This is a genomic window from Candidatus Methylomirabilota bacterium (assembly GCA_003104975.1).
Lineage (GTDB): Bacteria > Methylomirabilota > Methylomirabilia > Methylomirabilales > Methylomirabilaceae > Methylomirabilis.
The window spans coordinates 647,143-668,865 of record PQAM01000010.1 but is presented as its reverse complement, the minus strand read 5'-3'; the positions used below and the strand labels follow the sequence as shown (position 1 = coordinate 668,865).

Genomic DNA, 21,723 nt, shown 5'->3' with positions numbered 1-21,723 from the left:
GCTGAAATACCCCTTACCGTGCCATACCAGCTTCTTGCTGATATCATCCTCCTCGTGCACTTCGGCGTTGTGGTATTCGTCGTCGGCGGGCTCGTAGTGATATTGGTCGGAAACCGGCTGTCCTGGCGGTGGGTTAATGATCGGCGGTTCAGACTGGCGCACGTGGCAGCTATCGCGTTTGTCGTCCTGCAGACGTGGCTGGGGCAGCTCTGCCCGCTTACAACGTTGGAATCCTGGCTGCGGGTCCAGGCCGGCTCACCCGCCTACACCAAGAGCTTTGTCGAGCATTGGGTCCAACGGCTCATCTTCTACGAGGCTCCCTTCTGGGTGTTCACGCTGGTGTACACTATATTCGGGGTGCTGGTTCTGGCCGCTTGGTGGTACTGTCCGCCGCACCACAGCCATCACAACCATCGCTCCGACTGACCGATCGCTGGAGCGCGCACAGCCTCAGCCAGGTATTCTGTCCGAAATCGTCCGGCTACACTCAACTCATAGCCGAGATCTTCACAATATCGCTCTTGTCACATCCATTTCAGTAATGCATACTAGTGCGCATCGATCAAAGAGGGAACCGCTTAAGGACAATGTTGACCGCTGAGGATGAATCGGTCGACGGGCGTGAAGGCTTACGGGGATCAAGGACACGTCTTCACGAGATGATAGCCACCGTAGATTTCGATCGCTGAAGTATGCGAATTCACAACCTCTTTACCAACACAGAGCCTCCTTATGAGGGAGAGTGCTTCGATACGCTCCTCCGTCATAAGAACCTGGTCGTTGAGCGAATCGTCAGCTCTTCGATCATCACGCCCCGTGAGTACGTTCAGCCGCAAGATGAATGGGTACTCCTCGTCAAGGGTGAAGCCGCCCTTCGCGTCGCCGACGAGTCGCTCACACTCACACCCGGCGATCACCTGTTCCTGCCGGCCGGTGTCCCGCATACGGTGGAGCGTACCTCCCACGGCGCGATCTGGCTGGCCATTCACCTGTATCCTGAGCACCTGGCAACGCCCGATATGACATCACATGTGGAAACCCCTGGCGCGCATCGGCGACGGTGAGCGGTGACATACGGCGAGACGGATAGGCGAGGCTTTCGGACGTGCACTACACTTGGACAAAAAACAGCATCCTTTATTGCTGAGATAGGGATGGTATTGTCGGTCTGATGGAACAGTCATTCGATCGTCCTCAAGGCAACTCACCGGAAGAATACCGGGTATTTCCCGAGCCGCCTGATCCGGCTGCTCTGGTCCAAGGGCCACTAAGTTGGAGGAACGTTGGGGCATGGGGATGCCTCGCATGGATGATTATTTACTTTTTTTTCGGCTTCCTCTTTGTCACCGTCTTGCTGGGCACAGGTCTCACCGACAGCCCAACGGGCCGCCGTATGCTCGATTGGTGGATTGTGCCTTCGGGGATCCTTGCCTTTACCGCAACTATCGTAGTGAAGCTATGGAGACGCAGGGGCGAACGACGCGAACTGCAACAGCAAGCGCTTGAAGCTCGCCAATCCGCAGAAAAGGAGGCCAAGGCGCTTACAGCAGATTTGTTGCAGATCAGGGAGACCTCCCAGCAACTGATTGGACAAATCCCTCACGACTTGGACACCGCCGGTACGTGGCTGCGATCTGCCGAAGACCACCTTTCCAATAACGCCCCGGCGCCGTTTTGGGATGCGGTGCAGACCAGTGCGGCGTACCTGGCGCGATGTTGCAACACCTCACAAGAACTCACACGTCGCGTCGATCGCTACGCCAGCGCCCTAAGAGGTCGCCAACACACATTTCCACCGCTGCCGTTTCAGCCAACAGAACTCCCTCAACCAGGATCGTTGATAGCAAAGCTGCAATCTATTGTGGGTCGTGGGCAGACAAATACGTCGTGTGCAACGCTGTGGGAGGAATACAAAACTCACAAAATGACGCCGTACGGGTTCTCGACGCTGGAACAGGCCATCACCGACCTCCCGAAGGCGGTCAAGGCGGCGACGACCGACCTGGAGAAAGCGACTTCGATCGATACGGACACAGGCTGACTGATCGGTCCTCCACCACCAGCGAGCTGTCGTCATTCACAAGCAGGCGCGCTCGGCCGCGTGAGGGAATGAGCGATGCCACAGATAGAGTCGCCAGTTGAACCCACCTCGTCTATATCGGAAGCCCGTATCTCCGCCGGCGAGCAGCTATTCGAAACCTGGCGAAAACGGCTGGGCGCAATCCTTGCCCTCCCCGCGTTTGTCCTGACCTATCTTCTGTGCAGCGGCCTCAGGCCGGAAGGCCGGACGCTGGCAGCGATTCTTACGACCGTGACAGTGTTGTGGATCAGCGAGACCATCCCGCTCCCGGTAACGGCATTACTCGGTACGGTGCTGTGTGTCGTGCTAGGGGCGGTGCCGGCGGAGTCCGGCAAGTCGCCCGCCACCATGGTGTTGGCCCACTTCGGCGATCCGATCATCTTCGTATTCATCGGCGGGTTCATGATCGCGCGGGCAATGACGGTCCACGGACTTGACCGCCGTATCGCGTTGGGTGTCCTGTCGATCCCATCGGTCGGATCGTCTCCGATGAAAACCATGGTGGGCCTCGGATTAGTGACGGCCGTCATCTCTATGTGGGTCAGCAACAGCGCCACCACCGCCATGATGCTTCCGATTGCCTTGGGCATCCTGCGCGCGCTGCACGACGTACGCGTCGCCCGAGGGTTGGCGCAGGGTTCGATGGAGACGAGTCACTGGCCGTTCGCCACGGGCATGATGCTGATGGTGGCGTTCGGCGCGTCGATCGGCGGCATCGGAACCCCTGTCGGGTCGCCACCCAATCTGATCGGCATCGGGCTCATCCGTTCGGCACTAGGCATCGACATCGGTTTTTTCCGATGGATGACGTTAGCCGTCCCATTGCTCCTGGTGATGGGCGTGACGTTGTTTACGGTACTGTATCTGCTCCACCCTCCGGATCAGGACGCCGATCGGACAGCGTCCAATCGAGAAGGTCGCACAGCGTCCATCACCCAAGGCATCTCAACTACCGATCCTGGCACTCATTTGCTGGATTACATCAGTTCCGAACGTCGCAAACTCGGATCGTGGACGCGTGGGCAGGTCAACACGGTTATCGGATTCAGCGTGGCGGTGACACTGTGGGTCATGCCGGGCATCCTGCAACTACCCTGGTTTGCAGGAATCGGATGGGGCCGTTGGATGGGCGCGCACCTGCCGGAGTCGGTCGTCGCGCTCGGTGCTGCAATCCTCCTGTTCCTGCTTCCAGTCAATCTGTCGCGCTGGGAGTTCACGTTAAGCTGGCCTGAGGCGGTCAAGATCGACTGGGGTACCATCCTGCTGTTCGGCGGAGGGCTGGCGCTCGGCTCATTAATGTTTAAAACCGGCGTGGCCGAGGCGTTGGGCAATACCCTTACCGGATTACTCGGCGTGACGTCGCTCTGGGGGCTGACCGGTTTATCGATCGCGCTGGCGATTGTGATCTCCGAGGCCGCCAGCAACACCGCATCGGCGAATATGATTATCCCCGTCGTCATCGCGATCGCGCAGGCCGCCGGCATCAATCCGCTGCCGCCCGCTCTGGGGGCATGCCTCGGCGCCAGCTTTGGGTTCATGCTCCCCGTCTCGACCCCCCCCAACGCCATCGTATACGGCTCGGGTCTCGTCGCCCTGCCGAAGATGGTGCGCGCCGGTGTCCTGTTCGATATCGCAGGCTTCTTCATTATCTGGGGCAGCCTGTACCTGCTGCATGGCGTGCTGGGACTGCTGTGACCGTGCAGGTGCGCCTTGTCGACGCGATCGACGCTTCCCAAATAAACATACCCCGCGGCCGTCACCGCGAGGCACCAATCACCCTTCCCCTCTTTTCGTCTCGTCAGTCGGTCACAGCGCCCTCCTCCGGACACTCGAAGACGGGAGACTTCGGCGTCGACGGTCGAAGCGCGCCGATCATCCGCCCGCCTCGACGCATCAGCGCTTGCCACAGGAATCCACGCATCGCCGAACTGCGCCAGAGCGCCACAATGATCTGTTTATGCCAGTTAAAGGAGGCGTAGTCGCGGATCAGGCGAGCCAGCGGCTCTCCCGCCACCAAGTGAAACGCCTCGTCGATCTGCGCGTCGGAAAGCTGCGAGGCAAAGCTCCGGAATAGCGTACCCGTCCGAATCTCCGAGCCGATAACGGTCCGCCAGGCCCTCTGATACCGACTCAGGCATCGGGCGGAGCCGTCGCCCGAGTCCAGCGCCTCGCCAAGGGTCGCTGCCGCCAACTCGGCACTCAATAAGCTGTAATAGACCCCGCCGCCGGTGGTCGGTTTAGCCAGGCCGGCGGCATCGCCGATCGCCAGAACACGGTCGGTAAAGGTCGCCGACAGCGGCCAGACCGGGATCGGGCGGCGCAGGTACGGCCTGCTGCGACCCGGTCGGACCCTGGACGCTACCGGGGGCGACTGCAGAAAACGGGTTAGATATCGGGGAGCCTCCCTGGACGCCAGGACCCCGATCTTGGCCATCGCCGTCCCGTTTCGCGTGAACGGGACGATCCAGGCAAACGATTGCGGCGCGACCTCATTGCCGAAGCACACGTCCACCTCGGCCGCCTCCTCGAACGCCACCTCGACCTGCGCGCCATAGACAAACCGAGTGGGCACCGGCAACCCGAGCCCGCGATGCAGGCCATACGAGGCCCCGGTCGCCAGGATCCCCAGCCGCCCGCTGACCAGCCGTCCTCCTCCGTTGTGGGTTGAGGTCCGGACGACCAGGCTGCGTCGTAGACGACGCAGCCCTTCCACCCGGTGGCCAGGAAAAAGATCCGCGCCGGAAGCGAGGGCCTGCTCCGCCAGTGCCCGGTCGAATGTCGATCGGTCCAGGACAACGGTTTCGTCCTTGTCCGAGGCGACGGCCAGGACGAGCCCGCCCGGCGAATGAAACCGTGCGCGTCGAAGCGACGCCTGGTTCGCCTGCGTGGGCAGGTCGAACCGCGAGAAACACTCCGAGGCCACCAGCCCCGTACAATGCATGGGGCTACCGATCTCCGGATGCTCCTCGAAGAGCGCCACGCGGCGTCCGGCCTTGGCCAGACAATAGGCCGCATACAGCCCCGCCGGCCCACCCCCAACGATTAATACGTCATACATTGAACGTTGAACCTTGAACGTCTCTAAAACTTCGTCCCCCGCATTTCCCAACGCCCCCGAAACGTGACCCAGAACGAGATCGCCACCAGCCGGAGGTCCAGCCAGAAGCTTTGTCGCCGGATGTAGAGGAGGTCATAGCGGAACTTCTGACGGCTGGGGATGTCCCGATCGGCAAAGATCTGCGCGATCCCCGTCAGCCCCGGCGGCACCAGATGTCGCTGCCAATACCCCGGTACCTGTTCCAGCGCCGTCACCTCCCTCGTTGAACGTTGAACGGTACACATTGGACTTTTTACCTCTATCTCCTCCGGTCGCAGCGCCCGCGGTCCAACGACACTCATCTCGCCCAGGAAAATATTCCAGAGCTGGGGTAACTCATCCATCGCCGTGGCCCGCAGTATCCGGCCCACCCGCGTCACGCGCGGATCATCCTCAGTTGCCTGACGGGGCCCGAACAGACGATCGGCCTCCGATACCATAGTCCGGAATTTCAGCGCTGTAAAGCACTGGCCACCCTGTCCCACCCGGCGATCCCGAAAAAAGACCGGCCCGCGATCCTCCCATTTGATGGCTGCGGCGACCACCCCCCACAGCGGCAGTGAGGCCAATAGTCCAACGCCGGACACCGTCAGATCGAACAGGCGCTTGACCCCGTTTCCGCTCAGGACCTGCCCCGGCCCCGTTCCCACGGCATCGATCTCGATGTCCAGCAGTCGTCCGGATCGACCGGGAATGAAGGTCTGTCGCCATCGTTTCATCTGCTCTTCCTTACCCGCCAGCCTCTCCTGTACCCCACGTCTCCCCGCGTCGAACCATTACAATCCGCTACCCTCGTACGCCTCCCGAAACAGATCGTAGTACGCTCGTATCTGATCCGGACGATCGAACTCCAGCGCCGCCCGCCTCGCATGAGCCCCAAGTCGGCTCGCCAAATCACGGTCATGATACAGGGTCAGGATCTTCTCGGTCAGATCGTCGGGGTCGCCCGGCCTGGCCAGCATGCCGCACTCGTACTTTCTGGTAATCGCCGCGACCTCACACGCCTCTTCCACAGCGGCCACGTACGGCCGACCGGCCGCCAGGATGCCGTAGAGCTTGCTCGGTACGATACAGCCTGCCAGCCCTTCCTTTAGCGAGATAATGAAGACATCGGCCGTGGCGAACGACTCCGTCAATCGCGCCTTCGGTTGATACGGCAGGAACCGGACATTGGTAAGCCCTTGACTTCGCGCGCAAGCCTCCAGCGCTTTCCGTTTCGCTCCGTCTCCCACCATCGCCATCACAATGTCCGTGTAGCTGTGCAAACGGCCGGCGGCCTCCAGCAACGCATCCAAATTCTGTGACAGCCCCATATTCCCCGAATGCATGACGACGAATCGGTCAGCCAGCTTCGTGGCCCTTGACCAAGGATTCTGTTTATCCCCAGGCGTGATCGCGGAACAATCGGCCCAGTTATGGATCACCCTGACCTTCCCTGGATCGGCACCCTTCTTTGTGATCAGGCGTGCTTTCATGGTCTCACCGAGGACTATGACCCGGTCGGCGTTGCGGATCAGCAACCGGTTGATGCGCTCCAGGAGCCGATTGACCGTTGGACTCTGAAAGTCCTCCAGGAGAACTGCGACCTCGGGGAAGATGTCCTGACAGAGAAAGACAAATTTCGCGTGAGCGCGTCCGGCGGTCATGAGCGCCGCCAGGCCAATGACCGGCGGATCCGTCAACGAGACGACGATATCAGGGCGTGAAATCATTAATCCGGCAACGCAGGCCGACAGAAAGTATGTAACGTAATTGGCAGCTCGCCCTGCGAAGGTTCGGGGTCGAAAAGTCGTACCTCCCGTCCGAATGATCTCTACCCCGTTGTGATGCTCCCACTGAACCGGCCTCCACCACCTTGCGCCGGATCGAGACTCTCTGCTCGGAAGGAGGGGGCGCCCAGCCACGACCGATACTCGGCAGCCATAGTCGCGGACAAGGCTCTCCGCCAACTCCGTCAAGAGCTGCCCAGTGGCGCCCTGGTCGGGATAGTAAGAACGGTTGAAGAAGGCGATGTGCATTGTCGGTGAGACACTGAAAGTCAGGAGTGAGGAGTCAGGGGTAAACAGTAAGGAGTAAGGGGTCAGGAGAACTCCTTACTACTCACTCCTGACTCCTAACTCTTTGTTATTTACTCCTTACCCCCTGCCGCCACCCTTGACCGTTTCAAAGACTTGATCAGTCCCGTGAGCATCTTATCGACAACCTCTATAAGCTTCTGGACGGATTCCAGAGATTCGTTGCTGACGTAGCCCAATCCGACACTCAATTCCAGTTGCGTATCCAACTCGCTCAGAGACCCTTGCGCGGTATGGAGGAAGTTTACAAATTCTCGTTGCGTATGACGGGCTGCGCCTTCCGCGATGTTGCTCGGGATGCTGACTGCCGCTCGGCGAATCTGAGGGATTAATCCGCACTTCTCTTCGGCTGGGAACCTCTTTGTAATCCGGTAGACGTCCAGAACGATCTCCATTCCCTTCTTCCAGACCTCCAACCTTTTATGCGGCTTCTCCACCCCTCACCCCTCACTCTTTACCCCTTACTGCTTACTCCTTACTCCTCACTTTCTCTACGGCATACCGGCCCATCACTAACACATCCATGTCCGTCCGCAAGAAGCAGTCCATGGCTTCCTCGGGCTTATGGACGATCGGCTCGTTCTCGTTGAAAGAGGTGTTGAGGAGCACTGGAACGCCTGTCAGCTTTTCAAACGTCGTGAGGAGCTGCCAGTACAGCGAATTCGTGCTTCGGTTTACCGTCTGGAGCCGTCCCGAGCCGTCCACGTGGGTCACCGCCGGGATCACATCTCGTTTATCCGTCCGGACCGGATAGACTTGAATCATAAAGGAATCCGGAACCGCCCCGACAAAGTAGTCGTCCACGGCCTCTTCAACCACCGACGGCGCGAACGGCCGGAACTTCTCCCGACACTTGATCTTCGTATTGATGATCGCGCGCATATTACGGCGACGCGGGTCGGCCAGGATGCTTCGGTTGCCGAGGGCGCGGGCGCCCCACTCCATCCGCCCCTGGAACCAGCCGACGATCTTCCCTTCCGCAATCCGCTCCGCTGTCCATCGGCACAGCTCCTCCTCGTCCTCCATCCTCTTTGTTCGGTATCCCCGTCTTCTTAACTCCTCACTCCTCACTCCTAACACCTTACTTACCTCGGCTTCCCCAAACTCCGGCCCCCAATACCCATGCTCCATCACAAAGCGCCGCCGCTGCCCAAGCAGATGGTGCTGGACGTACAGCGCGGCCCCAAGGGCGGTGCCGTTGTCACCGGACGCCGGCTGGATATAGACCTCTTTAAATGGCGTACGTTCGCGGATCTTTCCGTTGGCAACGCTGTTCATGGCGCAGCCACCGGCGAGGCAGAGCCGCGGAAGCTGCGTCTTCTCGTAAAGCGCGCTCAGCACGTGGAGGGCCGCCTCCTCAAAGACGACCTGAAGCGATGCCGCAATTGCCTCGTGTCGGGACGTAATCGGCTCTTTGGGCTTTCGGGCCGGTCCCAGGAGCCGCTCGATCTTCGGCGTATACACCACCCCCATCGTCGGCTCGCCGTCCTCCCAGGTCATGCTCACGCTGTCGGACCAATGCCGGAAATAGGGCAGGTCCAGTTCGAAGCCGCCCCCGGGTGTGAGGTGGAGGAGTCGACGGACGGCATCGACGTACTCGGGTTGCCCGTACGGGGCCAGTCCCATGACCTTAAACTCATCACCGTACTTCAGGAAGCCAAGGTACTGAGTGAGTGCGAGGTACAAGAGACCCAGCGAGTGCGGGAAGTAGACTTTCTCGATAACGTCAAGTCTGATCCCGCGGCCGACTGCCAGCGAGGTACTGACGAAGTCGCCGAATCCGTCGATGGCGCAGACCGCGGCATCTTCGAATGGCGACGCGAAGAAGCTACTCGCTAAGTGTGCGGGGTGATGCTCCACCCAGTGTATTGTTGCCTTAATCTCCTCAGTCCCGACGCCTAACTCCTTACCTAAAGTCCCAGCCACATCCTGAATCCGCCCGGCATTCTTCACCCGATCCGCCACCAACCCAAGGCTCGGCCGCTTCCGCACCGCGAACATCGTTTTCTGCAGCAGATTCGCTCGCGGATCGCGCGAGATGGCAATATGATCGATAGCTGGGACTGTGATGCCTGCCATGTCGAGGCAAGCACGGATCGCCTCACGCGGGAATCCGGCCCAGTGCTTGATGCGTCGGAACCGCTCCTCCTCTACCGCCGCGACCAGCTCTCCATCGCGCAGCAGCACCGCCGACGCATCCCCATGGTAGGCGTTGATCCCGAGAATCATCATCGATCGCTCACAACTCGTTTCTACTCATCACCATTCGTGCCTCTCGTCTCCACACTCCTCACTCCTTACCCGCCCTCCCTACCACCCTTGCCAACCCGCTCCTCCCCTTTTCCCTGTATTCATGCGAGACATCACCCTAGGAATCACCATGAGACCCTCCCGGGTAACGGCCAGTAGTCGACCCCAGAAGAGCACGCAGATGGAGAGCCGATACTAACCTATTCGTGGGAATTCGGTAATGGACGGTTAGCTGATGAGCGGGTTAGGATCGTTGTACGAAGAAGCGAAGCGTAGTAAGTGGATCTGACGCTGACGGAGGACGGCGGCCGCGGGAGGCGTCACGCCCAACAGGACCATCTTGCCTGTCAGCGCCGCAGCTTTCGTCTCAACTTGCTGGTGGTCTAACTCCCCAGCACCTCATTGACCGCCAGCGGGAGATCACACACGGTGAGAGGCACCACTACTTCGCCACGTCGGAGCATCCGAACGTCCTGGTACCCCTGAGGGGACGGTTGTCGGTAGACCTCAACCCGCCCCTCTGTGAGATCGACTAGCCAGACCTCTGCAATACCGGACCTGGCATAGAGCGGGAGCTTCACCTCTCGATCATACCCCGCCGAGGTTTCAGCGACCTCCACGACGAACAGAACATCCTTCGCTGTTGGGTGGGCCTGGGCATAGAAATCTGCATGCAGCCTCAGGATGGCCAGGTCTGGCTGCGGCTCGGAGTGCTCTCCAAGACGGATCGGGCTCTGGACACGAACGATGCACTGGCGCCCTATTCGCTGCGAGAACAGATGATTCAGTCGATCGACGCATGCCGCGTGTCTACTCCCAATCGGCGTCATCGTGATGAGCTCTCCCTCGATGAGTTCCACGCGGTCGTCTTCGCGCAGGATGCCGGCTTCGCCCATCCGATGGTACTCGTCTACCGTAAACGAACGCCTGAGAACTTCAACGGCCATACCGTCCCTCCTGGGGTATACGATAGCCGGAGCCCACGACTCACGCAAGCATTCTTTTCACTCTTTATGCCCTACCAGCCATTACCACCCGTTCCTCTTACCCCTCACTCCTCACTCCTCACTGCCTTTACACTCCTCACTCCTGACCCCTTACTCCTTACTCTCTACCCCCTCCCCGCCAACTGCTTCGCCAACCGGTAATGCATCGGCTCCTCAGCATCCTGTCTTTGAAGTCTCCTTGACGGGTTGCCGAAAGCGTCTTACAATATTATAAAATCACACCACAAAAGGAGGTAAGATGAATCTCGTCAAGCTCTCGTCCAAGGGGCAGTTGGTGCTTCCTAAGCAGATCCGGGCCGCCTTGGGAATCGAACCCGGCACCATCCTCAAGATCGCCCGCAGGGGCCACAGAATCCTCATCGAGCCAGTGACGACGTCGATGATCGATCGTCTCTATGGCAAGTACTCCGGCGAAGGATTCCTGAAAGATCTCGAAACTGAGCATCGTCAGGAACTACTCCGTGAAGACCGTTCTTGATGCGTGGGCCATCCTCGCGTATCTGCAACGCGAGGAACCAGCCGCATCCCGAGTCAGAGTCGTCCTGAAAGAAGCCGCAACCCACCATGTTACCCTTTTCGCGTCCCTTATCAATGTGGGTGAGGTGTTTTACAGAATAGGAAGACGCAAAGGTGAGCAAGCCGCCGAGGAGACCCTTCAAGAACTGCAACACCTTCCCCTCACCATCGTATCGCCAAAGCCGCAGACGGTGATGCAGGCCGCACGACTGAAGATTCACTATTCCCTTTCCTACGCAGATGCGTTTGCCGTCGTGACGGCACAAGATGTCCATGGCACGTTACTGACCGGAGACCCAGAATTGCTCCAACTCAAAGGGATCGTTGCCATCGAAAAGCTCAGGCGCCATTAATCCTCTTCATCTTCCCGCCCGCCCATCCCTGCCAACCCGTTACCCCTCGTTCCTCTCCTCTCCTTACTCCTGACTCCTTACTTCCCTCCCAGCCAACTGCCTCGCCAACCGATAATGCATCGGCTCCTCGAACAGATGACCAAGTGGCGGCAGACATTACATCGTCCTCTCATTTTGGGCCGATCAACTCATCGATAGCCTGCCCGACGAGCGTTGCCATGCGCGACGGCGACCGTGGCCCATTCCGTCTCCCGCACTCACGTGCTTTAGCGATCGCGACCGGGAGGTCTTCCGGCTCGTAGGCCGGTACGATCCATCCATCCGAGGCAAAAGCCTCTACGAGTTGCACCTGGTGATCGTTGACATGCTCTCCGTACTTCTTCCTGCGCGGCATGACTACCGGCACCTTACCAAGTCGGAGTGCATGGAGAAGCGTTCCCGCACCCCCATGGGTGATGATCAGATCTGACTGCGCCATTCGTCGCTGGAACTCTTCCGCCAACAGGAAACTTGTCCACTCGCAGTACACCGGCCGAAAATCGACGTTGTGTCCAGCCTGAACGAAGACTGGCACCGGGACTGATACGCCTTTCCCGGCAAGGTCTTCAACCGCATCGAGGAGCCTGCCGAAACCCTGCTTAGGGTTACCGACCGTCACGAATGTCACGTCACACCAGCCCCCCATAGACTCCGCGCGGAAAATGACGCGCTAACGTCTTCCACTGATAGAAAAACCTATCGGCCAGGTGATACATCACTCGGCCGGTGAGGGATGGCTCCGTCACCTGCGCGGCAGTTTCGATGAACAGGGTGCGGACGCCAAGGAGTTTGCCCACGAGCGCGAACGGGACGATCGGTCCAGCCCCCGTGCTTAGGATTAACCGTGGGCGCTCTCGTCGTAGAATCTGCCACGCCTCCCACAGATTGACCATGAATAGCCAGTCGCGCTCGGAATGGCGGATGAAGTACGTCCTGCCCTTCATGTCCTCCGGTAGTAGAATCCGGTTGTTCAGGACATAAAAGTGGTCATACTGTTCGTAAGCCGGTCTCAATGCTCGTACCTCCGCGAGGTGGCCACCACACGATGACACGATACAGATCTTCATTTCTCTGCCATCATCATCATCGACTTCCAGCGGCGTCGCGCAACCGTAACACGGCAGCATAGGGCTCACGTAGGGCCATTGATGAGCCTCGAGTAAATATCGGTCATCTCGGTTGCTCGCTGCTCCCAGGAGAATTCTCGCTGCATCCAACTCCGCCCTCTTACCCCCATTTCGCAAAGAGACATCCGACCGATCGACTCGATGGCAGCAGCCAGCGAGTCTGGGGTATTGTCGACCCAGAGGCCAGATCTGGTCTCCTCCAGGCGCCGCCAAGGGGTACCCCGGCTCGCGATGACTGGTACACCGTGAGCGAGGGCCTCTCCGACCACCATCCCGAAGTTCTCCGTGTAAGACGGAACCACAACGACGTCTGCCCGCTCAAAGAGACGCGTCTTGGACTCGCCAGTGACTTCGCCGATCATCATGGCCCGCGGTGAGAGTTCCAGTTCACCAATGAGCCGATTCAGGCTTGCCACGTAATCGGTCTCCCCGCCCCCCGCAATCGTCAGTGACCAGTCAAGGTGTGTTTCCAGTGAAAGACGGTGGCAGGCCGCAAGGAGGTTTTCAATACCTTTTTTTGAATGCAGACGGCCAAGATACGCGAGCCGAAGGGTCCCGTCTCTATCGACACGCCTTATCTTCTCTGGGATCTCAACTCCGTTGGGAAGAACGAACGCCTCAATACCACGAACTCTCTCCACACTTTCTTTCGCTTCCTCGTTCGAGGTCGTGTGAAGTATCACGCGCCCTGGCGCCGTTAACCTGCACGCCCATTCCCACACGGCCTTAGCTCGGAGCCGACTTGAACCCCGCCAGCGTTGTAGTGCTCCGCGTGGCGACCAGACGACCGGTTTGCCATAGAGCCTAGCAGCCAAAAGAGTTGGAATCGTCGGAAATGAGTAGACAGCCGTGAGATGTACAACATCGGCCCAGCGAAGATATGAAGGCAGAAGCCGCACAAGCATTGGCGACACCGAATGTCGCGCCAGTCTGCGGCAATAGCGGACGTACAGGCCATCAACTAATTCAACCTCTCGTTCCTTCTCGACCTCCAGAGACCTATGCGCCCCGTTTGCATCGGTTGTTAGTACACGCACTTTGCATCCATTATGAGCCAGGTGCCGACAGAGCTGATACAGCGACTCGATAGGCCCGCCGTAGACGTGGGCAGGGTAGAAAGACGGCGACAGGTGAAGGGCCTTCATCATACATCCCCACTTACCGCTGTATGTGATATTCCTACGGAACCAGGACGACCCAGCGACGTCGATTCAAAGCTACCCATGTTGATCTATTGATCCTTGCATAAGTAATGCACGGTGTTGATTTCTCATTTCCGTTCGTGGTGAGCCAGTCGAACCATGAACGGAACGGCCTTCGACAAGTTCAGGCTGAACGGATAGGTGTCCGGTTCGTTTTCCATTACTTATGCAAGCTTCAATAATCCGGCCTATTGCCTTTAAAGCATCGGCTGGCCCGCTCAACTATTTATGGTCTCGATCTGCAATCGATGGTGAAGGAAATTCGCCTCCCCGAGTCCCCATCGGTCGAAAAAGAAGGAAAAATATCAGCGCCACAATCGCTACGTTCTGAACCAGTGCTACATAACCAACGATCAGCGAGGAATCAAAGTTGCTCATAGTGAAAAATAGATAGATATACGCGGCGAGTACGAATGGTCTCCCCTCCCTAGGCTTATAAAAGCTACTGTAATACCACCGCTGAAGACATCCGAGAATGGCCATTAACACTATGATCCCCACCAATCCGCCGTTAAGATATCCTTCGCCAATCGGATATGGGCTCACAGCCGCACCGCCCTGATAGATTCGAGACGAAAAGACCTCACCTCCTTGTGATTCCGGCTTCCAAGGAAAAATGGCACGTGGAATCAATGCAAAAGGTAAGAGTAAAGCGTCGCGCCCATATAGATAATCAATCTGATCCGGTACCTCAGCCACAATCACCGCGAGCGACTGAAAGCCGTGCCATCGCCCAATGGTGGACTCTACAACATCTTGCGTCGCTGACTCGTGCAAATGATCGATAGTGTTTTTCGCTGCCTGCCACGCTACCTCGACCTGGCCCGCAAGGTTACCGCTCTCAGGTTTCCAATCGCCGTGCAGGAGGCGGATGTTGGCGATAAACGGGAATACAAAGAAGACGAGCGTCACAGCAAATGCGAGAATGGCAACAGAGGAGATCCTACGTCTGACGAGTGAAAAGGCCATGATCGGAAACAGGAACAGATAGGCGAGGAAGGTTTTGCTCGCCGAAATAACAAGATGATACCCTCCCTCTGCCAGCGTCAAAGCGAGAACCAGTACAAGCACGGTCCGACGTGTCGGCGTCTGAAGCCAGGTGACCCACGCGAGGATATAGGCGAACCATATGAGATGCGATAGGATCCACAAGAGCGTAGCGGTATTCGGATCATACCCGGACCATGTATAGAACGTTCCGAAGTTCCCGGTGACAATCATTACGACCCGGAATAACCAGCCGATAAGGAACACCGCTATGATCCGCCATTCGGAGATGTGCACATCGCTATTGGGCGACGGGTGACTCCAGATCTGAAGGATAACCCGAGGTGTCCGATAATACGCAAGAAAGTAAATGCCGAACCCGATCGCGCAATACAAGAGTCCTCGGCGCAGGAGTTCTGGATCCTCCAAGTACCTAAGGACCGACGGCACTGAATAGTTAGAGAAGGCGAGGCCGTACAGCACTTGAAACGGGTAAGCGAGTAAGAACACAATGGCGGTAACGTTCACAGGCTCAAAAAGGCAGAAGTCGCCGCGCGCGTATCCTTGTACGAAAGGAATCGACAACATCACCAACATGGATGCCAGGATGAATACAGAGACGACGTCGTCCAGAAGATTTGTCATCACCAATACCGCGACCAGACCGACAAGTAAGAAAGTCAAGATAGCCAGAAATCGCCAAGGCGACCTAGCCAACCGAACGCGATTGTATGACGCTGCCCTCACTGGCCGCTCCGCTGATTCAACCGAGGCAGAAGGCGCGGAAGGCGAAGCGTCCAGAACAGCTTGCCAATCTCCTCCACCGTCAGCACCCCAGTGGGCCAGAAAGTTGCCAAGCCGCCCGCCAAGAACACCGCAAACAACCAACACCACGCCCATAACGATCGCCATGCGGGATCGAATAGTGTGATTCGATAGACAAGGAGCAGAAGTCCGATCGGGGGTATGAGAGCGAGCGTGATTCGACATGTGGTGCGCATAATGAACTGCAGAGCCGCGAACCCGGTCATACCCCTGAACATCCACAGGAATATAATGGCCGGTACGGCGGCGGCAAGGCTTTCACCAATCAGGAATCCGGACAGTCCAAGCATAACGGCCAGTACGGTTGGTACGGACAGCCCCAATACACACCCAATAATGATTTTTTTGACGCAGAGCGATGGACGTCCTAAGCCGAGTAGCATCTGAGCAAAGGGGCCGGTCATAAGATTTATAAACGCCCCCACGAGCAAGATACGCGTAGCCAGTGCGATGTCTGGGGACGGCCAGCTAATCCATGCTGTTACAATTGGATCGGCGAAGACGAGGAGGAACACACAAATCGGCAGACTCATCAGACCCATGTACCGTGTGGCTCGACGGAGCAGATTATCGATGCCGACCGCGTCCTTGTCCCGTCCCAAGCGAGAAAAGGCGGGCAAAAGCGTTGGCAGCATGACGGCAGGAATCAGAGCTATCGCGGATACAAGTCTGCTTCCCAGGTCATACGCTGTAAGAACTGAACTACCCAGGATGCTATAAAGCACAATGCGATTTGTCGGCGAGATGACAACGACCCAGACGCGCGTAATCTGGTCGGTCGCTCCCAACTTCAGCATCTCGCGGAGAATTCCTAAGTTCGGCCTGTGGAACAGTCGTCCACCAGGTATAGCTTGCCGAAGCAGGACAGCGAGGCTGACTAGACGCAGGCCTGACGATGCAACCAGCGCCAGCGCTAATGCTTCTAATCCCCAGCCCACAAGCAGGAGCCAAACGATCAGTCCGGCATTAAAGATAGTTGACGCGGTGCCCGTTAGGTTGACCCAGTGTGGCCGATCCAGGCCTCGTAGGATGCCAGCTATCGGCTCACCCCAGAGCATCAATATCGTACCGACAGTAAAATACGGTAGGAGAGTAAGTGTATCCGGCCATCTTCGAGCTGCAACGAACGTCATAGTGACAGCCAGGGCGCCAATCACCGTGAGGAGCGTGATTGCAGACGTTGCGCCCGACTTCAGTCGTGGCAGGTCCGGCGTCGACCTGTACTCACCCCAGAGTTTTGCCAGGGCCGTACTCAGCCCGAGTTCAAAAAGATTTAGGTAACTTGTGAGGGATGTGAGGAAGACCCACGTCCCATACCCTGCCACACCCAATCGACTGATGAGGATTGGAGAAAGAACAACGCCGATTAATGCCAGACAGCCGGAGTGAACAAGCCCCGTTAACGTGCCCAAAGCGATTTGGGAGTACATCTGTTTGCGAGCCGGTAGGGTGATAATGGACTCCGTGTTGGTTTGTGCAGAGGGATTACTCAGCATGCTGAATGAAATATGTCACGCTCGATGGCCGGCCTAAAGCGCGTTCCAGCGCCATGAATGGGGACAACCCAATCATGAATGGCGGCAGCGAAAGGACCCGCGTAAGCAATTTCCGTACTCGCTCCCGGAAGATCCCATGCAGGGCAAAGCTAACCGAGGTTATGAAGTCGCTGTAGGCCCCGTAGAGATACCTACCTCGAACGATCCTCAGACCTCGCTTTTGGACAAATGCCTCAAACACATTCGGCGGCCAGGTAAAGTAATGCTGTGGGACGCCCCACCCAGACCAGCATGCGCCAAAAAGACTTGCGCCGAGCGACTCCGGATTGGGCATCTTAATAATAAGAAGGCCGTCCCGACTCAGACTTTCCTTTAGACGACCAAGAGCATCGTCTGGATCGCTCAGGTGCTCGAACACGTCCCACAGGGTTATCACATCGTACGTCACGCTTCCCGGCAACACCTGATCCAGCCGTCCGGTGAGAACGGGGACATAAAACATCTCTGTCACGAACTGCGCGAGACTGGGATTCATCTCTAGACCGCGCAATGTCCATTGTCTGTATTTACTCATGCCGAAGAGGAACTCACCACGGCCACAACCGACATCGAGCAGCGTACCCCCGCTAACAAACTCAGAGATTTCCCCGTTGATTCGGCGCATCCGCCTCTTGAAGGGTGTGCTTTCGAGCCAGCGGGTCCACCCCGAGGTAAGACGGCACGATACGGTATCACCGGCGCCATGATAGTAGGCTAATACAGCGTCGATGGGCGCTCGAGGTGTCAAATACATCACATGACAAGCGCCACATTGCTGGATCGCAAATGCTCCCGAATTGCCGAATGACCGGTCTCGCCCCATCGTTACTAGGGCCGCTGTCGTACTAGCGCAGAGCGGACACGCTGCGCTCCCTCTTGCCGTCACGGTCGCACCTCTCTCGATGCCGCTCGATAGTATCTTACCGCCGCTACCAGCGCCTGAAACGTAATCGGCTGACCTCGCAAATACTTAATACCGCCACGGACAGCCAAGCCCAATAGACAGAAAGAGCGGCGAAGCCCCCTGTTGTACTGCAGATGTACGAGGACCCCATCCCTCCGAGCTTCGTAGTCGATAAGGCGGGTTACTTTATTCGACGACCGCGCCCCTTTATGATAGATTTCAATATTTGGCGTGTAGAGGATCTTCCATCCACAGTTTTTGAGTCGCAGGCATAACTCGAGCTCGTTAGCAAGAAAGCGTGACGAATCGAAGAAGAACGAAAGGTTCGCCAATGCCGCTCGTCGAATGAGCATGGCGCATCCAGCCACTCCATCACACACAAGGTCATCCTGGGGATAGACAACGGCAGTCCGACCTCGCCACCAGTCAACAATCATGGCCCCAAAGTGGTGCTCCATACGGTGCGACCGATCATCGGAAATGATGCGGCACCCTACGGCTGCCACATCCATGTTGGTATCAAGTCTGGCCAAGAGACAACTGATCGCATTTGGCGGCAATACGACATCGTTATCCAGTCGAAGTATTGCGGAGCAGTCTGCTGATACGGCGTCATAGGCGGCGTTGTAGGCACCAGCCGGGCCCAGGTTCTCTTTGAGGGGGATGAGAACTGCCCGCCTGAAGCATCGGTGCAACGCCGCTAACTTCTCGCGCAGTAGCTCGATCGAGCCATCAACCGACCCGTTGTCGACGACAAGAACCTCCATCGCATTCGGTCCACAATCCTGCCGCGCCAGAGACTCGAGGCACTCTATGGTATCGGCAGCGCCGTTCCAGTTCGGAATGAGTACAGAAACACGCGACACCACAGTCCTCGTCTCTGACTTACCGTACGGTCGAGGTTAGCACTTCACGGTATACCGCTGTCATTGACTCAGCGTACTTCGACCACGGAAACTCGCCGGCCCTCTCAAAGGCTGCCTGACCCATCGATTCGCGCACCTCTCCGTGAAGATACAGGAACTCCAATTTTTCCATGAGAGCGCTCACATCACCAACCGGCACTACAAAACCGTCAACGCCGCGACGAACCAGGTCTCTAGCCCCAACATTTTCCGTTATGATAACCGGAAGGCCATAGGCCATTGCCTCGAGAACCGCCATCCCAAAACCGTCATCGACAGACGGCAGACAAAAGAAGACGGCGCTACGATACAGTTCCCAAAGCTCGGTTTTCGAAAGCTTTGGTACGATCCGAATAGTACTATGAGTCGCGAGCCCCCGTAGCTCCGGAGGGACGGTACCGCGGATGAGCAACTCGGCCCCGGGTAGGCGTAAACGATGCCATGCCTCAAGGAGATCTCGTAGTCCTTTCCGGAGAGGGTTTCCACCCACAAAAAGAACTCGCACCTTTTCAGCTTGGTCCCGACGCCTTCGCTGAAACTCGGTCTGCTCGACTCCCAGCGGTACAATGCGAAGCTTGCGAGGGTCAACACCATGCGCAATAAAGCTGTCATAAGAGTATCGCGAGGGTACGACAATAAAGTGTGCCAATTCGTACTCCTCCAGCATTCGATCAGCGACAGCGAATCCATCCTCTGGGAAGCCGAGACCTTGTCGGTCCGCCTCCTCTCGAAGCAGCTCCTGTTGAAAGCGGATATGCGGACAAGCGCGATCGACAATGGTCTTGTAGCCGCGCCGGTTTGCGACGGCAAAGCTCTGAGCGCAGAAGCTCGCCCACCCGTGAAATACGTCGTCCTGAGCGATATCGCCAATATGTAGCATTTTGGCAACCACGAAGTCGAACATCTGCGACGCCCTCAGCGACAGGTCTAGTCCTGCTACTCTTGAGGCCGCATAATGCGCACCCATAATGGGCCAGAAATTCCAGACCTTACTACGAGGTACTCTATCTGTCACCCTAGCGTTTGACGTATAAAGCCGGCGCAATACGCCAAGTTTCTCGATCTGATTAGCGAGCTGATACGCCTGGAAAGCGCCGAGAACCGAGATTGTCACTTTCATCGAGATCTCCAGGGCACCACATCTGGTACCACGGCCTCTTTGACGGCCACCGCCAGGATATCCGAGACAAATAGACGAGGATTGAGATATTGCAAAAGGCGCTTGACAACGCTGCGTATGGACCGTGACCACCGTCCCACATGGGCGACAGGCTCGAGAACGACCGGACGAAAACCTGTCGTCTTCAAGAGATCAAGAAATGTTTCGTATGTGAGTAGGGTTTTATGATGGAGATTGTATCGGCGTCCGGACAGCACTCGATTTTCACCGAAATCCGGAAGCTCGCCGCATAGCAAGGTGATTCTGTAGCGGAGAAATCCGCAGTTGATGGTAGATACAACAAGTTGGCCACCATCCTTAAGCAGCTGCCGTACAGGTCCGTTTAGCACTTTTATCGGATCAATCAGATGCTCAAGGAACTCGGTCATGATGACCACGTCAAATGGGGGCAACACTGGGAGTTCATCGGACTCGATATTCACGTCATAGACATCGATCCCTCTTTGGCGAGCGATCTCAAGATATGGCCCAGCAATATCAAAGCCGACTACCTCATTTCCGAGATCTCTTAAGTAAACAGCGTTGTTGCCGACGGAGCAGCCAAGATCAAGAACGCGCTTATCACTACCCACAAGTCTTCCCAACTGTACCTGTCTTGGTGTCGGCTCCACGGAAAAGTCCTCACGCCGCGCAGAAGCCGCGTATTCGTTATAAACCGTTCTTATGATGTCGGCCATCAGCTCTTGCCATCAAGCAGCCATTTATCCGTTCTCAATTCTGGCCATTTCCGATACCGAAACACGTCGATGATGCCGGCCCATTCTCCGATTGTCATTGCGACCGTCTCGATTCCGTCTACGATTAGGAACGGCACACAATCCATGAGCCCCCTATTGGAATAGCTCGCCGTGCGGTACGCTCGAATCGATGCCGGCAGGCCTAAACCGATACGAAGCACATTGATGGCCGTCTTGCCCACGGCAACGATTACAATCCAGAGAAGCCCTTGCCGCAAGCAAAAGTACTTGAAGACCGGGCTCCCCCAGCCTCGCTGCCGCCGGTTCGCCCAGAATTCTGTGAACCTCGCCGGACTGTGGTGTGGAACGACAATGGAACCGTCTACCGCTCGTCGAAAGTTTTCTCGCAACTTTTGGCCAAATATGACATCCTCACCGCCACAATACGGCAATGGCGTATCGACTGGGAAAAGACCAACAGTCAGGGCAGCCTCGCGCTTGCACGAAAATCCCTCCGTCCATTCGTATCGGCTGAGATCTACATCTCTGTTGTGGACCGCATCGAGATATCTGGGAAATAGATACTCTATGTTCGCGACCCGATTGCCGACTATGAGATATTCCGCACCGGATCGGTAGTGCGCCAGAACACGGTCCAGGAAATCCGGCTCCGGGCATACGTCGGCGTTGAGAATGACTACAACATCGCCTCTTGCCATCCGTATACCGAGATTTCTCGCGCCACATCGGCCACCGGCATGTTTCTCGCGGTAGATCTGTACCCCACGCGTCCGATACCGCTCGAGAATTGTTGGTGTTGCATCCGTCGAGTCGTCAACAATGATGATCTCTTTATGCGGATACTTTAGCGCGAGTAAGGACTCAACCGTACGCGTGATGTCTTCTTGCTCGTTATAGGTCGGAACGACGATACTGACTACCGTTGGTGACGTAACAGACATCG

The 21,723-nt window shown here is 57.2% G+C and carries 22 protein-coding genes; 6 read left to right on the top strand and 16 right to left on the bottom strand.

Annotated elements, in window-relative coordinates:
- Nucleotides 1–6 precede the first annotated feature (6 nt).
- The 4 genes from C3F12_10115 (at nucleotide 7) to C3F12_10100 (ending at nucleotide 3,775) form a co-directional block, all read left to right on the top strand.
- A complete protein-coding gene (locus C3F12_10115) occupies nucleotides 7–426 on the top strand; it encodes a DUF2784 domain-containing protein (GenBank protein ID PWB46373.1) in 420 nt (139 codons plus the stop codon).
- Between the two features lie 266 nt (nucleotides 427–692).
- On the top strand, nucleotides 693–1,064 hold the full coding sequence (locus C3F12_10110; GenBank protein ID PWB46372.1) for a cupin: 372 nt from the start codon (nucleotides 693–695) through the stop codon (nucleotides 1,062–1,064).
- A gap of 245 nt (nucleotides 1,065–1,309) precedes the next feature.
- Nucleotides 1,310–2,041: a hypothetical protein gene (locus C3F12_10105; GenBank protein ID PWB46371.1), complete on the top strand. Its 732-nt coding sequence runs from the start codon at nucleotides 1,310–1,312 to the stop codon at nucleotides 2,039–2,041.
- A gap of 75 nt (nucleotides 2,042–2,116) precedes the next feature.
- The gene (locus tag C3F12_10100) at nucleotides 2,117–3,775 is read left to right on the top strand and encodes an anion transporter (protein PWB46370.1); all 1,659 of its coding nucleotides are present in this window, start codon (nucleotides 2,117–2,119) and stop codon (nucleotides 3,773–3,775) included.
- A gap of 103 nt (nucleotides 3,776–3,878) precedes the next feature.
- On the opposite strand, the gene C3F12_10095 is transcribed toward C3F12_10100, so the two are convergent.
- The 6 genes from C3F12_10095 to C3F12_10070 form a co-directional block, all read right to left on the bottom strand.
- Nucleotides 3,879–5,138, bottom strand: coding sequence for a hypothetical protein (locus tag C3F12_10095; protein ID PWB46369.1), 1,260 nt, complete (start codon nucleotides 5,136–5,138; stop codon nucleotides 3,879–3,881).
- Nucleotides 5,139–5,161: 23 nt separating this feature from the next.
- Nucleotides 5,162–5,896 carry a sugar transferase gene (locus tag C3F12_10090; GenBank protein PWB46368.1) on the bottom strand — a complete coding sequence of 245 codons (735 nt, stop codon included), beginning with the start codon at nucleotides 5,894–5,896 and terminating at the stop codon, nucleotides 5,162–5,164.
- Between the two features lie 57 nt (nucleotides 5,897–5,953).
- A complete protein-coding gene (locus tag C3F12_10085; GenBank protein PWB46367.1) occupies nucleotides 5,954–7,195 on the bottom strand; it encodes a hypothetical protein in 1,242 nt (413 codons plus the stop codon).
- A gap of 110 nt (nucleotides 7,196–7,305) precedes the next feature.
- Nucleotides 7,306–7,647 (bottom strand): four helix bundle protein, encoded by a 342-nt coding sequence (locus C3F12_10080; GenBank protein ID PWB46430.1) that lies wholly within the window; start codon nucleotides 7,645–7,647, stop codon nucleotides 7,306–7,308.
- Between the two features lie 73 nt (nucleotides 7,648–7,720).
- On the bottom strand, nucleotides 7,721–9,484 hold the full coding sequence (locus C3F12_10075; GenBank protein PWB46366.1) for a carbamoyltransferase: 1,764 nt from the start codon (nucleotides 9,482–9,484) through the stop codon (nucleotides 7,721–7,723).
- Nucleotides 9,485–9,885: 401 nt separating this feature from the next.
- Complete coding sequence (locus C3F12_10070) at nucleotides 9,886–10,449, bottom strand: Uma2 family endonuclease (protein PWB46365.1); 564 nt, start codon at nucleotides 10,447–10,449, stop codon at nucleotides 9,886–9,888.
- A gap of 298 nt (nucleotides 10,450–10,747) precedes the next feature.
- Here C3F12_10070 and C3F12_10065 point away from each other — a divergent pair, with 298 nt between their 5' ends.
- Nucleotides 10,748–10,987, top strand: a complete 240-nt coding sequence (locus C3F12_10065) for an AbrB/MazE/SpoVT family DNA-binding domain-containing protein (GenBank protein PWB46364.1) — start codon at nucleotides 10,748–10,750, stop codon at nucleotides 10,985–10,987.
- Nucleotides 10,938–11,378 (top strand): hypothetical protein, encoded by a 441-nt coding sequence (locus tag C3F12_10060; protein PWB46363.1) that lies wholly within the window; start codon nucleotides 10,938–10,940, stop codon nucleotides 11,376–11,378. The genes C3F12_10065 and C3F12_10060 overlap by 50 nt, the downstream gene beginning before the upstream one ends.
- Before the next feature lie 169 nt (nucleotides 11,379–11,547).
- Here the strand turns inward: C3F12_10060 and C3F12_10055 are convergent, their stop codons facing one another.
- From C3F12_10055 to C3F12_10010, 10 genes are all read right to left on the bottom strand, one after another.
- Entirely contained in the window at nucleotides 11,548–12,063 is a 516-nt protein-coding gene (locus C3F12_10055) for a beta(1,3)galactosyltransferase EpsH (protein PWB46362.1), read from the bottom strand.
- Nucleotides 12,047–12,544, bottom strand: coding sequence for a polysaccharide biosynthesis protein (locus C3F12_10050; GenBank protein ID PWB46361.1), 498 nt, complete (start codon nucleotides 12,542–12,544; stop codon nucleotides 12,047–12,049). Before C3F12_10050 ends, C3F12_10055 begins: the two co-directional genes overlap by 17 nt.
- Before the next feature lie 5 nt (nucleotides 12,545–12,549).
- Nucleotides 12,550–13,692 carry a glycosyl transferase family 1 gene (locus C3F12_10045; GenBank protein PWB46360.1) on the bottom strand — a complete coding sequence of 381 codons (1,143 nt, stop codon included), beginning with the start codon at nucleotides 13,690–13,692 and terminating at the stop codon, nucleotides 12,550–12,552.
- A 276-nt stretch (nucleotides 13,693–13,968) separates the two neighbouring features.
- A complete protein-coding gene (locus tag C3F12_10040; GenBank protein PWB46359.1) occupies nucleotides 13,969–15,480 on the bottom strand; it encodes a hypothetical protein in 1,512 nt (503 codons plus the stop codon).
- Entirely contained in the window at nucleotides 15,477–17,054 is a 1,578-nt protein-coding gene (locus tag C3F12_10035; protein ID PWB46358.1) for a hypothetical protein, read from the bottom strand. Before C3F12_10035 ends, C3F12_10040 begins: the two co-directional genes overlap by 4 nt.
- Nucleotides 17,044–17,979, bottom strand: coding sequence for a hypothetical protein (locus tag C3F12_10030; GenBank protein ID PWB46357.1), 936 nt, complete (start codon nucleotides 17,977–17,979; stop codon nucleotides 17,044–17,046). The genes C3F12_10035 and C3F12_10030 overlap by 11 nt, the downstream gene beginning before the upstream one ends.
- On the bottom strand, nucleotides 17,976–18,866 hold the full coding sequence (locus C3F12_10025) for a hypothetical protein (protein ID PWB46356.1): 891 nt from the start codon (nucleotides 18,864–18,866) through the stop codon (nucleotides 17,976–17,978). The genes C3F12_10030 and C3F12_10025 overlap by 4 nt, the downstream gene beginning before the upstream one ends.
- 16 nt (nucleotides 18,867–18,882) lie before the next feature.
- Nucleotides 18,883–20,022, bottom strand: a complete 1,140-nt coding sequence (locus C3F12_10020) for a hypothetical protein (protein PWB46355.1) — start codon at nucleotides 20,020–20,022, stop codon at nucleotides 18,883–18,885.
- Nucleotides 20,019–20,759, bottom strand: coding sequence for a hypothetical protein (locus C3F12_10015; protein PWB46354.1), 741 nt, complete (start codon nucleotides 20,757–20,759; stop codon nucleotides 20,019–20,021). Before C3F12_10015 ends, C3F12_10020 begins: the two co-directional genes overlap by 4 nt.
- Nucleotides 20,759–21,721 carry a hypothetical protein gene (locus C3F12_10010; protein PWB46353.1) on the bottom strand — a complete coding sequence of 321 codons (963 nt, stop codon included), beginning with the start codon at nucleotides 21,719–21,721 and terminating at the stop codon, nucleotides 20,759–20,761. Before C3F12_10010 ends, C3F12_10015 begins: the two co-directional genes overlap by 1 nt.
- Nucleotides 21,722–21,723 lie beyond the last annotated feature (2 nt).

Bases quoted from the DNA above. Each gene is read 5' to 3' on its own strand.
- C3F12_10110 (PWB46372.1), top strand. From the start codon at position 693: ATGCGAATTCACAACCTCTTTACCAACACAGAGCCTCCTTATGAGGGA.
- C3F12_10105 (PWB46371.1), top strand. From the start codon at position 1,310: ATGATTATTTACTTTTTTTTCGGCTTCCTCTTTGTCACCGTCTTGCTG.
- C3F12_10100 (PWB46370.1), top strand. From the start codon at position 2,117: ATGCCACAGATAGAGTCGCCAGTTGAACCCACCTCGTCTATATCGGAA.
- C3F12_10095 (PWB46369.1), bottom strand. From the start codon at position 5,138: ATGTATGACGTATTAATCGTTGGGGGTGGGCCGGCGGGGCTGTATGCG.
- C3F12_10090 (PWB46368.1), bottom strand. From the start codon at position 5,896: ATGAAACGATGGCGACAGACCTTCATTCCCGGTCGATCCGGACGACTG.
- C3F12_10085 (PWB46367.1), bottom strand. From the start codon at position 7,195: ATGCACATCGCCTTCTTCAACCGTTCTTACTATCCCGACCAGGGCGCC.
- C3F12_10080 (PWB46430.1), bottom strand. From the start codon at position 7,647: ATGGAGATCGTTCTGGACGTCTACCGGATTACAAAGAGGTTCCCAGCC.
- C3F12_10075 (PWB46366.1), bottom strand. From the start codon at position 9,484: ATGATGATTCTCGGGATCAACGCCTACCATGGGGATGCGTCGGCGGTG.
- C3F12_10070 (PWB46365.1), bottom strand. From the start codon at position 10,449: ATGGCCGTTGAAGTTCTCAGGCGTTCGTTTACGGTAGACGAGTACCAT.
- C3F12_10065 (PWB46364.1), top strand. From the start codon at position 10,748: ATGAATCTCGTCAAGCTCTCGTCCAAGGGGCAGTTGGTGCTTCCTAAG.
- C3F12_10055 (PWB46362.1), bottom strand. From the start codon at position 12,063: ATGGGGGGCTGGTGTGACGTGACATTCGTGACGGTCGGTAACCCTAAG.
- C3F12_10050 (PWB46361.1), bottom strand. From the start codon at position 12,544: ATGCTGCCGTGTTACGGTTGCGCGACGCCGCTGGAAGTCGATGATGAT.
- C3F12_10045 (PWB46360.1), bottom strand. From the start codon at position 13,692: ATGATGAAGGCCCTTCACCTGTCGCCGTCTTTCTACCCTGCCCACGTC.
- C3F12_10035 (PWB46358.1), bottom strand. From the start codon at position 17,054: ATGCTGAGTAATCCCTCTGCACAAACCAACACGGAGTCCATTATCACC.
- C3F12_10020 (PWB46355.1), bottom strand. From the start codon at position 20,022: ATGAAAGTGACAATCTCGGTTCTCGGCGCTTTCCAGGCGTATCAGCTC.
- C3F12_10015 (PWB46354.1), bottom strand. From the start codon at position 20,759: ATGGCCGACATCATAAGAACGGTTTATAACGAATACGCGGCTTCTGCG.
- C3F12_10010 (PWB46353.1), bottom strand. From the start codon at position 21,721: ATGTCTGTTACGTCACCAACGGTAGTCAGTATCGTCGTTCCGACCTAT.